Origin of the sequence: Streptomyces sp. NPDC007162, assembly GCF_040634175.1 — a bacterium.
Taxonomy (GTDB): domain Bacteria; phylum Actinomycetota; class Actinomycetes; order Streptomycetales; family Streptomycetaceae; genus Streptomyces.
In genome coordinates this window covers 1-12,180 of record NZ_JBEYFC010000260.1, presented here as the reverse complement: position 1 = coordinate 12,180, position 12,180 = coordinate 1, and the positions used below count along the sequence as shown (strand labels likewise).

Annotated in this window: 10 protein-coding genes and 1 pseudogene; 7 read left to right on the top strand and 4 right to left on the bottom strand. The window is 71.6% G+C overall.

Annotated features, from left to right (window positions below):
• The 3 genes from ABZ646_RS27005 to ABZ646_RS26995 all read left to right on the top strand — a co-directional run.
• The coding region (locus tag ABZ646_RS27005; protein ID WP_360523987.1) for a carbohydrate ABC transporter permease at window positions 1-690 on the top strand (690 nt) is incomplete at its 5' end.
• Window positions 691-700: 10 nt separating this feature from the next.
• On the top strand, window positions 701-1,672 hold the full coding sequence (locus ABZ646_RS27000) for an arabinan endo-1,5-alpha-L-arabinosidase (protein WP_360523984.1): 972 nt from the start codon (window positions 701-703) through the stop codon (window positions 1,670-1,672).
• 101 nt (window positions 1,673-1,773) lie between these two features.
• Entirely contained in the window at window positions 1,774-3,285 is a 1,512-nt protein-coding gene (locus tag ABZ646_RS26995; protein WP_360523981.1) for an alpha-N-arabinofuranosidase, read from the top strand.
• A gap of 84 nt (window positions 3,286-3,369) precedes the next feature.
• Here the strand turns inward: ABZ646_RS26995 and ABZ646_RS26990 are convergent, their stop codons facing one another.
• Window positions 3,370-6,354, bottom strand: coding sequence for a beta-galactosidase (locus ABZ646_RS26990; RefSeq protein WP_360523978.1), 2,985 nt, complete (start codon window positions 6,352-6,354; stop codon window positions 3,370-3,372).
• 73 nt (window positions 6,355-6,427) lie between these two features.
• On the opposite strand from ABZ646_RS26990, the gene ABZ646_RS26985 reads away from it, so the two are divergent.
• The gene (locus tag ABZ646_RS26985) at window positions 6,428-6,886 is read left to right on the top strand and encodes an Rrf2 family transcriptional regulator (RefSeq protein ID WP_046729083.1); all 459 of its coding nucleotides are present in this window, start codon (window positions 6,428-6,430) and stop codon (window positions 6,884-6,886) included.
• Window positions 6,887-6,893: 7 nt separating this feature from the next.
• Here ABZ646_RS26985 and ABZ646_RS26980 read toward each other — a convergent pair whose 3' ends face one another.
• On the bottom strand, window positions 6,894-7,886 hold the full coding sequence (locus ABZ646_RS26980; protein WP_360523975.1) for a YdcF family protein: 993 nt from the start codon (window positions 7,884-7,886) through the stop codon (window positions 6,894-6,896).
• A gap of 230 nt (window positions 7,887-8,116) precedes the next feature.
• On the opposite strand from ABZ646_RS26980, the gene ABZ646_RS26975 reads away from it, so the two are divergent.
• Window positions 8,117-8,785: a DUF4360 domain-containing protein gene (locus tag ABZ646_RS26975; RefSeq protein ID WP_360523972.1), complete on the top strand. Its 669-nt coding sequence runs from the start codon at window positions 8,117-8,119 to the stop codon at window positions 8,783-8,785.
• Between the two features lie 76 nt (window positions 8,786-8,861).
• Here the strand turns inward: ABZ646_RS26975 and ABZ646_RS26970 are convergent, their stop codons facing one another.
• On the bottom strand, window positions 8,862-9,848 hold the full coding sequence (locus ABZ646_RS26970) for a helix-turn-helix domain-containing protein (RefSeq protein ID WP_360523969.1): 987 nt from the start codon (window positions 9,846-9,848) through the stop codon (window positions 8,862-8,864).
• A 128-nt stretch (window positions 9,849-9,976) separates the two neighbouring features.
• Window positions 9,977-10,093: pseudogene (locus ABZ646_RS26965) on the bottom strand (transcriptional regulator); the annotation flags it as partial.
• Window positions 10,094-10,274: 181 nt separating this feature from the next.
• Between ABZ646_RS26965 and ABZ646_RS26960 the strand changes: the two are divergent.
• Window positions 10,275-10,958, top strand: a complete 684-nt coding sequence (locus ABZ646_RS26960) for a hypothetical protein (protein ID WP_360523966.1) — start codon at window positions 10,275-10,277, stop codon at window positions 10,956-10,958.
• Window positions 10,959-11,130: 172 nt separating this feature from the next.
• The gene (locus ABZ646_RS26955; protein ID WP_360523963.1) at window positions 11,131-12,051 is read left to right on the top strand and encodes a UTP--glucose-1-phosphate uridylyltransferase; all 921 of its coding nucleotides are present in this window, start codon (window positions 11,131-11,133) and stop codon (window positions 12,049-12,051) included.
• Window positions 12,052-12,180 lie beyond the last annotated feature (129 nt).

Here is a 12,180-nt window from a genome sequence, read left to right as displayed (position 1 = left end):
GGATGCCGGACCTCCAGGGCGAGCGAGCCCTGGAAGGCCCTCTTCGCCACCGGCAACATCACGAACTGGTTCGTGAACTCCCTGGTCGTCTCGGTCTGCGTGACGTCGATCGTGCTGCTGGTGAGCGCGCTCGCCGGATACGGCTTCGCCCGCACCGAGTTCCGCGGCAAGGGCGCGCTGATGGGCCTGGTCATGTCCGGCCTGATGGTGTCCCCGGCCGTCCTCGGCGTGCCCCTGTTCACCACGGTGCAGCAGATGGGCATGGTCGACACCTACTGGGGCATGATCCTGCCGCAGTGCGCGCCCGCCGCGATGGTCTACATCCTCTACAAGTTCTTCCAGGGCATCCCGCGCGAACTGGAGGAAGCCGCCTTCATCGACGGCGCGGGCCGCTGGCGGGTCTTCTTCACGATCGTCCTGCCGCTGTCCCGCCCCTCGCTGGCCGCGGTCGGCATCTTCACCTTCATCGCCTCGTGGAACAACTTCCTGTGGCCGTACATGGTGACCAACAACCCCGACCTGATGACCATGCCGAACGGCATCGCGACCGTCATGAACTCCTACGGCATCCAGTGGGCCCAGCTCATGGCCGGCGGCCTCATGGCGGGCCTCCCGCTGATCATCGTGTTCGTCTTCTTCCAGCGCCAGATCGTGGCGGGCGTCGCCCACACGGGCCTGGCCGGCCAGTAGGGAGCCCGAGTTGAAGCGTTTCCCCAGACGCGCCGCGCTCCTGGCGGCCGCGGCCGTCGCCCTCCTCCCCACCACCGCGACCGCCGCCCCCGCCTACCCCGACCCCCTCCCGCTCACCGGCCGGCAGATCATCCACGACCCCACGGTCCACCAGCTCGGCAACGGCCAGTACGTCGCCTACTCCACCGGCGGCGTCATCGGCGCCCGCCTCTCCACGGACCTCCGCGACTGGACCGACGCGGGCAACGCGTTCACCACCCCGCCGAGCTGGTGGTACGACTACAACTCCAGCGCCGACCCCTGGGCCCCCGACCTCTCCTACCGCGACGGCCGCTACTGGCTCTACTACGCCGTCTCCTCCTGGGGCACCAACCACTCCGCGATCGGCGTGGCCACCTCCCCGTCCGGCCTCCCCGGCACCTGGACCGACCACGGCCCCGCCTTCACCTCGGAGACCACCGACACCTGGAACGCCATCGACCCGGCCATCGTCCGCGCCGACGGCAGGCTGTGGATGGCGTTCGGTTCCTACTGGACCGGCATCCGCATGGTCGAACTCGACCGGACGACGGGCAAGGCGATCCCGGGAGCCACCATCGCCCACCTGGCCACCCGCCCCGACGCCCCCTACGCGGTCGAGGGCGCGTCGATCCTCCACCGCGGCCGCTACTACTACCTCTTCGCCTCGTACGACGCCTGTTGCGCAGGCGTGAACTCGACGTACAAGATCAGAGTGGGCCGCTCGACAAAGGTGACGGGCCCGTACACCGACAGCACGGGGACGCCGATGCTGAACGGAGGCGGCGACCTGCTCCTCGCCTCCCACGGCCGCTACATCGGCCCGGGAGGAGAGTCCACGTTCCGCACCCACGGCAGGACCTGGCTGGCCTACCACTACTACGACGCCGACGACAACGGCACGCCAAAGCTCGGGCTGAACCCCCTGAGCTGGACAAAAGACGGCTGGCCAGTGCCCCTTTAGGGGCGCGGGGCTGTGTCCGTCTGCGGCTCCGCCGCGTGGGCGCGACCAGCCCCGACGCACCCGCCCATGAAACACAAGGCACCCCCTTCGAAAGGCGAACATTGCGCACCGCCCGCTTCACCCTCGACCCCGCCTTCACCGTCGGCGAAGTCAACCCCCGTATCTTCGGCTCCTTCGTCGAGCACCTGGGCCGCTGTGTCTACACCGGCATCTTCGAGCCCACCCACCCCACGGCCGACGCCGAAGGCCTCCGCCAGGACGTCCTCGACCTCGTCCGCGAACTCGGCGTCACCACCCTCCGCTACCCCGGCGGCAACTTCGTCTCCGGCTACAAGTGGGAGGACTCGGTCGGCCCGGCCGAGGACCGCCCCCGCCGCCTCGACCTCGCCTGGCGGTCGACGGAGACCAACCGCTTCGGCCTCGCCGAGTACATCGCCTTCCTGAAGAAGGTCGGCCCGCAGGCCGAGCCGATGATGGCGATCAACCTCGGCACCCGGGGCGTGGCGGAGGCCCTGGAACTCCAGGAGTACGCCAACCACCCCTCCGGAACCGCCCTGTCGGACCTCCGGGCCGCCCACGGCGACAAGGACCCCTACGGCATCACGCTCTGGTGTCTGGGCAACGAGATGGACGGCCCCTGGCAGACCGGCCACAAGACGGCCGAGGAGTACGGCCGCATCGCCGCCGAGACGGCCCGCGCCATGCGCCAGATGGACCCGTCCGTGGAACTGGTCGCCTGCGGTTCCTCCAGCCAGTCCATGCCGACCTTCGCCGAGTGGGAGGCGACGGTCCTCGCGGAGACGTACGACCTGGTGGACTACATCTCCCTGCACGCCTACTACGAGCCCCAGGACGGCGACCTGGACTCCTTCCTGGCCTCCGCCGTCGACATGGAGTCCTTCATCGAGAACGTGGTCGCCACCTGTGACCACGTGGGCGCCAGGCTGAAGTCCCAGAAGAAGATCAACCTCTCCTTCGACGAGTGGAACGTCTGGTACACGTCGAGGTGGCACGAGATCGAGAACTCCGCCGCGCGGGACTGGGCCGAGGCCCCCCGCCTGCTGGAGGACAACTACAGCGTCATGGACGCCGTGGTCTTCGGCTCCCTCCTCATCGCCCTGCTCCGGCACGCCGACCGGGTCACGGTCGCCTGCCTGGCCCAGCTGGTCAACGTGATCGCCCCGATCATGACGGAACCGGGCGGCCCGGCCTGGCGCCAGACGACGTTCTTCCCGTTCGCCCAGGCGTCGCGGCACGGCCGGGGCCAGGTCCTGGACGTGCGGGTGGACTCGCCGACGCACGAGACGAAGAAGTACGGCGAGACGAGCCTCCTGCACGCGACGGCGGTCCGCGCGGCCGACGGCACGGTCACGGTCTTCGCCGTCAACCGCAGCCGCACGGAGGCGCTGCCGCTGGAGGTGGTCGTGGGCGGCCTCGGCCTGACGTCCGTGGCGGAGCACAGCGTCCTGGCGGACGAGAACCCCGACGCCCGCAACACCCTGGAGGAACCCGAGCGGGTCACCCCCCACCCGGCAGCGGGCACGACACTGGCCGACGGCACACTCAAGGCCGTTCTGGAGCCCCTGTCCTGGAACATGATCCGACTGACGTGAGGGACAGCGCCCCTTCAGGGGCGCTGGGGGTACCCCCGGCCGAAGGCTGGGGGAGGAACTGCGCGAGCACCCCCCACCCCGCAGCTAACGGCCGGGGGAGTCCACCCCCGCAACCTCAACCCCTCCGGCCGCACTCCCCAGCAACTCAAGCCGCACCACCCCGGGCCCGACCTCGCTCGTCCCGTCCGCAAGCACAGCCAACGCCAACGTGTTCGCCCCCCGAGTCCGCAGAATCCCGTTCGGCAGCACAAACGTGTGCTGCGGCCCCACATCGTTGACGTACTGCCCGAGATTCCACCCGTTCAGAAAGATCTGCACCCGGTACGCCCGCGAGGGATCGTCCTCCAGCACAAGACCCACCGACGCGTCGACCCCGTCCGGCACCGCCAGCCGGAACCCCGTCCGGTACCAGCTGACCCCCATCCCCCGGTCGGCGCGCGGCAGCGAGACCCCCTCCCACTGCCCGTCCGCGAACCCGGGCAGGTGCCACCCCTCCCGCTCCCCGTACAGACCGCCGTTGTTCTGCGGCCCCCGCACCGGGTCGGCGGCACCGGCCCCCTGGATCCGCCAGCCCACCTTGGGAGAAGCCCCCTCGAAGGTCACGGCGGTCAGCCCGCGGGCCGCCTTCTGGGCGTCGTCGGACCGGCCGTCCATGTCGTGCTGCATCCGCCGCACCAGCACGGACAGCACATGGCGCCGTTTCTTCAGCGTCTTCTTGGACAGTCCCGCCACGGAGAAGGTCGCGGTGGCCTGCCAGCTGCCCTGCCGGACCGTCTTCGCGTCCGGCACCGGCATCCGGTGCGAGCCCAGCGGCTTCCCGTCCAGCCAGGCCATGAGCATGCCCTGGGTGCCGGTGCTGTAGGCGAGGGAGACGGACTCCAGGCCGGTCAGCGCGTCGTCCTCGATCAGCCCCCGGTACCAGACGTCCCCGTAGTGGAAGCCGTAGTCGTCCGCGAAGAGCACCGGCTGCCCGTCCGGCACCGGCGTGGTGCTGAACGTCGTCTTCCGGTCGGCGACCGTCCACTTCGCGTCGTCGAAGTCCACCGCCGACTCGGGGTTCTCGGCCTTTCGGCGCCAGCCGCCGAGGACGGGCAGCGCCGGCTTCGGCGCGCCCGCCAGGACCGACGTGGCGACGAGGCTCCCGGCGAGGCTCACCCGGGTCGGCACCGGCCGCCCGTTCCAGGTGACGCGGGTGATCCCGCGCGGTGCCCAGACCTCCAGGCCGGTCGGGCCGACCGTGTCCCCGGTGAGCCGCACGGTCTCCCCGTCCAGCGTCACGTGGCGCAGCAGCGCCGGGCCGTAGACCAGCACGGTCCCGGACGGGGTGTCGTACGGGAACAGCCGTACCGAGGTCGCGTCGTCGGCGAAGAGCAGCAGCAGGGGGGTGTCGCTCTCGCCGCGCTGGACCAGGACCCGGGTGAGGCCGCCCTTGCCGAGCGGGGCGGTGACGTGCAGGACGTCCTGGTCGTAGACCCAGGCGGCCTCCGGGTCGAGGCGCTGGACGAGCGGCTCGACCGGGCAGTCCAGGACCAGGTGGGCCATCTCCCCGTAGCGGCCGGTGAACAGGGCGACGTCCTGGCGGCCCGTGGTGAGGACGAACATCGGCTGGGCGGTGCAGTAGCGCAGTTTCCGCTTGCCGAGGGCGAGTCCGGTGGTGAGGAGCCGGGCGTCGTGGGCGGGGACGGTGACTTCGACGTCGTCGCCGGCGTGGGTCCGCAGCGTGGACGTGACCTCGTTCGCGCCGTCGTTGCGCAGCACGTACACATGCGCCCGGGTGTCCGGGTTGGTGAGGTGGTACGCCTTGAGCCCGGCCGCGTGGACGTCCGCCGCGCGTTCCAGTTTGGCGAAGTCCGGCACCCGTTGCAGGAGATGGCCGAGCTGGTGCATCGGCGCGATCTTCGTCGTCACGTTGCGGGCCTCGTCGATGGCCGCGCCGTAGTCGTACGACGTGTAGACGACCGGCGCGGGCAGCCAGCCCCAGGTGGTGCCGCCGTAGGTCATGTAGGCGTTCTGGAGGGTGATGCCGTTGGCGAGGTGGGTGAGGTGGAAGCGGCGTTCGTAGGCCGCGTCCCGGCTCTGGCGGGAGCCGGCGTAGCCCCTCCCGCCGAACTCGACCCCGCCCCAGGGGTCGAACCAGCCGCCGCCGAACTCGGGCATGAACCCGGGCGTACGGGGGCTGGCGGTCGCGCCGCCCTTGAGGCCGCCGATCCCGAAGTCCCCCCAGTCGGGCGGGGTGTGGGAGGGATCGGGGTAGCCGTCGAAGCCGTACAGCCACTGGGCGCGCCCGCGGCCGGTGTCGAAGGAACCGGGGATCCAGTAGCCGTTGCGGCCCTTGTCGTTGTGGAAGAGGGGGACGTCGATGCCGTCGGCCCGCACCTTCTCGTACAGGTGGGACATGTAGGCGGGGCCGGCCGGGTCGGTGACGTGGCCGTCGTACTCGTTCTCGATCTGGTACAGCAGGACGGTCCCGCCGCCGTCCGTGAGCTGGTGGCGGCGCACGATGCCGTTGACGGCCGTCAGCCAGCCGTCGACGTGCCCCAGGTAGGTGGGGTCGGTGGTGCGGGCGGTGCCCTCGGTGGCGGTCAGCCAGCCGGGGAAGCCGCCCGCGTCGACCTCGGCGTTGATGTAGGGGCCCGGGCGCAGGATCACGTACAGCCCGGTCTCGGCGGCCGTGCGAAGGAACAGGTCGAGGTCGCGCACCCCGGTGAAGTCGTACGCGCCGGGCGCGGGGGAGTGGTAGTTCCAGGCCACGTAGATGCTGACCGTGTTGTAGCCGTGGGCCCGCATCTTCTCCAGCACGTCCCGCCACAGGGACGGGCTCGGCAGCCGGAACGGGTGCATCTCGCCGGACCACACCACGAGCCGTCTGCCGTCGACGACGAGGGAGTGGTGGTCGTAGCCGATGGTGTGCCGCTGTCCGTCGGCGCGCGGCGCGGCCGGCGGCGGGCCGGTGGGCACACTGCGGGCCGCGTACGCCGAGGGCGCCCCGGGGCCGCCGCTGCCGCCCAGGGCGAAGCCGAGCGCGGCCGAGCCGGCGAGTGCACTGAAGGTACGTCTGCTGAGCGCCAAGGGATCCTCCCGGGCGATCTTATGGGGCGCGGGTCCGGTCATTCTGCACGGGAGTACGCCTCACAATGGACGCATGAGGATCTCGGCACGGGCGGATTACGCGGTACGGGCGGTACTGGAGCTCGCCGTACGGCAGGGCGACGGCCCCGTGAAGGCGGAGGAGATCGCCGGTGCGCAGGACATCCCGCACAAGTTTCTGGAGGGCATCCTCGGCGACCTGCGGCGGGCCGGGGTGGTCGACAGCCGGCGCGGCGGGGGCGGCGGCTACCGGCTGGCCCGGGAGGCGTCCGCGATCACCGTGGCGGACCTGATCCGCGCGGTCGACGGCCCGATCGTCTCGGTGCGCGGGGAGCGCCCGACGGGCCTCGCGTACACGGGTACCGCCGAGCCGTTGCTGCCCCTGTGGATCGCGCTGCGCGCCAACGTCCGCAAGATCCTCGAAGGCGTCACGGTGGCCGACATCGCGGCGGACGCGCTGCCGGAGCCGGTACGGGCGCTGGCGGCGGAACCGGCGGCGTGGGAGAACCCGTGACCGCCGCTCACCGGAGGGCGACCAGTCCCAGCACGCCGAGGACCAGGCAGATGCCCAGGTTGGTCTTCGCGTAGTGCAGGAAGACCGCGGCGAACTCGCGGATCGTCGCGCCGGGCCAGAAGTACCGGGCGGTGGGCGCGCCGAGGACCTGGCCCCGGACGCCGGTGCGGCGGGCGGTGAGCGCGGCCCGCAGGACGTGGAAGTTGTTGGTCACCACGAGGCACCGGTACTCCGGCTTCAGCTCCCGCATGATCTTCTTGCTGAAGAGCAGGTTCTCCTCGGTGCTGCGGGAGCGGTCCTCGCGCAGGATCCGGTCCTCGGGGATCCCGGCCGCGACCAGGTGGGCGGCCATCGCGTCGGCCTCGGGGAGCTCCTCGTCGGGGCCCTGTCCGCCGGAGGTGACCAGGAGCGGCGGGTTGCCGCGGGCGGCCTGTGCCTCGTACAGCCTGCGGGCCCGGTCCAGCCGGTTCGCCAGCAGCCGCCCTACCCGGGAGCCGCCGACGAGTCCGCAGCCGAGGACGACGACGAAGTCCACGTTGCGCCGCGTCGGCAGCCGGCCGTAGAGGAGCGCGTAGCCCAGGAAGCACAGGAAGAGGAAGCAGACGTAGCCGACCGGGGGTGTCGAGAAGGCGGCGACGCGGACCAGGGTGGTGGAGCGGCCGGCGACGGCTGTGCCGAGCAGGGCGAGGAAGCCGAGGACCGCGAGTCCGGTGAGCACCGTGAGCAGGTTGCCGGGGCGGCTGCCCTCTCTGCGGACCATTTTCACGCCGTTCGCCATCAGGAAGAACGCGAGGACGAGGGCGCCCAGGACGAGCAGCGTGCCGACGGCCAGGGCCGTCGTCCGCAGCGACACCGGTGGCCGTTCGGGCCGTACGAACGCGGAGACCGACACGAGGGTGACGGTGATCCCGAGGAGGACGGCGTTGCTGAAGCGGCGCGGGTCCAGCACCACGCGGATGCAGAAGACCAGGAAGACCAGTGCTGCGGCGTACGTGAACATCGGGCTCCCGTCGGAGGCTGTGCTGCGAAGGCTGCTCCTCCTCGTCTGTCCCGGGCGGGGCTGTGAAATCCGGCGGTGTGAATGGCCGGAGTTCGCCCTGACCGGTTCATGCCATGGTTCCTACGATTCGAGCGCCCCGGTCTTCACAGGAAACACACAGTTTCTTCAAAGTTGAACCGTCGGGACCGCGGGTGCAACCCCCCACTCGAATCACTCGAACTGGAGAAACCATGGCACCCAGGAGACACCGCCTCCTGCTCGGCGGAGCGCTCGCCGCGCTGCTCACCGCCGGGTTGCCCGCGCAGGCCAAGGCCTCGTCGTCGCCCGTGTTCGACGACCCGCCGCCGGACAAGATCGTCATCAACGTGGCCACGGTGAACGGCTCCGGCTGTCCGGCGGGCACCACCGCGGTCGCCGTGTCCGAGGACAACGAGGCCTTCACCGTCACCTACAGCGACTACCTCGCCCAGGCCGGCGGCAACTCCGACCCCACCGCCTTCCGGCGCAACTGCCAGCTCAACCTGGTCGTCCACGTGCCGGGCGGCTTCACCTACGCCATCGCCAGCGCCGACTACCGCGGCTTCGCCTCGCTCCAACCGGGCGCCACCGGCACCCAGCGGGCCTCGTACTACTTCCAGGGCTCCTCGAACACCGCGTCCGCCAGCCACCCCTTCAGCGGCCCCTACAACGACAACTGGGAGGCCACCGACACCACCGACTGGGCCCAGCTGGTCTGGGCGCCCTGCGGGGTCCAGCGCAACTTCAACATCAACACCGAGCTGCGCGTGAACGCCGGCAGCGCGAACCCCGGCAAGGTCAGCTTCATGACCATGGACTCCACCGACGGCGAGATCAGCACCGTCTACCACCTCGCCTGGAAGCAGTGCCCCGGCAAGTGACCGCGCGGCCCGGCCCCGGCTCGCCCCGGCGCGACCCGTCCCGGTGACGGGACCCCGCCCCGGGGCGAGACCCTGCTCAGGCCTTGCTCACCGCCGTGGCCCGGAACGTGTTCCGGTAGGCCTGCGGGGAGACGCCGATCGCCGCGTGCAGGTGCTGCCGCAGTGACGCGCCCGTGGCGAAACCGACCTCGGCGGCGATGCGGTCGACCGGCAGCTCGCTGGTCTCCAGGAGGTCGCGGGCCCGCCGTACCCGCTGCTGGATCAGCCAGCGCCCGGGGCTCGTCCCCGTCTCCTCCTGGAACCGGCGGGCGAAGGTGCGCCGGCTCATCCGCGCGTGCTCCGCCAGCTCCTGCAACGCGAGCGGCCGTGCCAGGTTCTCCAGGGCCCACGCCCGGGTGTCCGCCGTCCCCGTGGCCCCCTCGTCCGGCACCGGCTGCTCGATGTACTGGGCCTGCCCGCCGTCCCGCCATGGCGGCACCACGCACTGCCGGGCCACGCTGTTGGCGACCGCGCTGCCGTGGTCCGAGCGCACGATGTGCAGGCACACGTCGACGCCGGAGGCGGCCCCGGCCGAGGTCAGCACGTCCCCGTCGTCGATGAACAGCACGTCCGGATCGAGCGCGACCTGCGGGAACATCCGCCGGAACCGGGGCGCCAGCGCCCAGTGCGTGGTCGCCGGCCGCCCGTCCAGCATCCCGGCCGCCGCGAGCGCGAACGCCCCCGTGCAGATGGAGACGATCCGGGTCCCGGGCCGGATCCGCGCCAGCGCGGCGGCGACGGGCTCCGGCAGCTCCTGCGCGATCCGCGCCATGTCGTACGGCGGTACGACCACGGTGTCCGCGTGCTCCAGCGCCTCCGGCCCGTGCTCCACGGTCACCGAGAAGTCGGCACTGGTCGCCACCGTACGGTCCTGCGCTGCCGCACAGGTCACGACGTCGTAGGCACCGGGCACGCAGGGGAAGACCCGGTTCGGGATGCCCAACTCGAAGGGGTAGACCCCGTCGAGCGCGAGGACGACGACGCGGTGGGGGCGGGTGGGCAGGAAGTCGACGACGGCGGTCATGGCACGATCCTATCGGCCACCGAGAATCGGGCCACCGGCGTACGCGAGGAAGTCCGCCCAGGCGGCGGGGGAAGCGGCGGAGCCGCCGCTGCTGTAGCTCGACTTGCGCCAGGAGAGGGCGGCTTAAGTTGACCGCTCTCCTGACCCTCGCAGTACGCGAACCAGCGGTTCTCCGGTGCCTCCAGGAGCCGCATGGGGCCGTCAAGGCCAGCGTGCGTCTCCTGTACCTGCGGCATGACCTGGATTGCGGGTCGAGGTCACCGACACCCGGGCCGAACGGCGGCCGCCCGCACCCGGGGCCGTACGGCCGCCTCGGCGTGACCGCGCCGACGCGCCCGGCAAGACCGTACGGGCCGAGATCGACCTGCCCCCGCGGCACCACCGCCGGGCGGCATCAGGCGGTGACGCTTTGGGCAGGACCGTGTCATGAACGAGGCCGAGGAGACGACACGGTTGCGGACGTGGACCGTGCGGGCGCTGTGGACCGCACTGGCGGTGCCCGCGAGCGCCCTGGTGACCGCCGGCTCCTTCGGTATCGCGTACGCGGTGGCCGAAGCGCCCGACCGCTGGGCGTCGCAGCTCGTCTTCGTCGGTGCCGTCCTCGCGGTCGGCTGTCTGATCGGCCTGGTCTTCCTCCTCCTCGACAGCCACCGGGAGTTCGGGAAGCTGGACGTGGTGGCCGCGGTGTGCGTCGCTCTGACGACGGCCACCTTCGTCTACGCGCTGGAGCAGCAGGCACTGCACGACCGGGGCCGGGTCGAGCGGGCGGTCGTGACCTCCGTGTTCCAGGCCGGTGGCGCGGGAGGCCTGAGCGACGGGGGGCCGGTGGCCCGGCTGGCCGATCTGTCCGGTCACCGGCTGGCCGGCACGGTGGGCGCCGGGCACCTCGCCGTGGGCGACCGGCTCACCGTGACCGTCGACCCCGAGGGCAAGTTCCCGGTGCGGCGGGGTCCGCGGCCCGGGCCCCCCACTCTCTGGTGGGGGATCGCCGCCGTGCCGGCCGCCTGCCAGGCCCTGCTCTACGCGGCGATGGGGTTCTCCACGGCCAGGCAGAACGAGTGGTACTGGCGAGCGCGGCGGCGCCGGGCCGCGGCGCGGGAACCCGCGTGAGGGGCCCCGGGGGAACGACCCCGGCCGGCACCGGCCCGCCACGGGCACGTCACCCGCACGTCGCCCGGACGAAGTGTCCCCGGCGGCCCGCGTTTCCCCGGCCGCGCGGCCCGCGTTGATAGCGTCCCCGTACCCCGTGTGCCGTACCTGCCGTCCGACCGAGAGAGACCTGATGCCCCCGACGATCCGCAGGGCCGTGATCCCCGCCGCCGGGCTGGGCTCCCGCCTGCTGCCCCTGACCAAGGCCACGCCGAAGGAGATGCTCCCGGTCGGCGACAAGCCGGTCATCGAGCACACCGTGCGTGAGCTGGTGGACTCCGGGATCACCGACATCACCATCGTCGTCTCGGGCGGCAAGAGCCTGATCCAGGACCACTTCCGGCCCAACCCGGCCCTCGTCGAGCAGCTGCGCGCCGACGGGAAGACCGCCCACGCCGACGCCGTCGAGGAGGTCGCCGAACTGGCCCGCAAGGGGCACATCACCTACCTCGACCAGTACGGCCCGTACGGCAACGGCACCCCCGTGCTGAACGCCGCCCGCTCCTTCGGCGACGAGCCCGTCCTCGTGCTCTGGCCCGACGACGTGTTCGTCGCCGAGGTGCCCCGCGCCCAGCAGCTGATACGCGCCTACGAGCAGACCGGCTGCCCGGTGCTGGCCCTGCTGCCCATGGACCCCGCCGACTCCCAGCGCTACGGCGTGCCCATCGTCAAGGAGGACCTCGGCGACGGCCAGTTGCGCATCACGGGCCTGGTCGAGAAGCCCGCCCCGGCCGACGCGCCGTCGCCGTACGCGGCCATCGGCGGCTACGTCGTCACCCCCGGCATCATCGACGAGCTGCGCGAGCAGACCCGCCGCTGGTACGAGCACCGGACCGGCGAGGTGTACCTGACCGACGCCATCAACGCCTACGCCGCGGGCCGGGCCGTGTACGGGCAGGTCATCCAGGGCCGCTGGTACGACACCGGGAACCCGGCCGACTACCTCGTCGCCCAGATGGCCTTCGCCCTCGCCCACCCCGAGTACGGGCCGGTGCTGCGCGGCCTGGTCGGCAAGCTCGACGATCCGCAGGGCGCCGTGCGGCGTACGGTATGATCGTTACCGAGCTGGTCGCCGCAACTCGCGGTGGCTGGTACTGCGTTGGTGGTCCAAGGAAAGACGCCCCGCTTCCTGCGGGGAAATGCAGGTGCAAGGCCTGCCCGGCGCTCGATCCGGTGCCCGTTC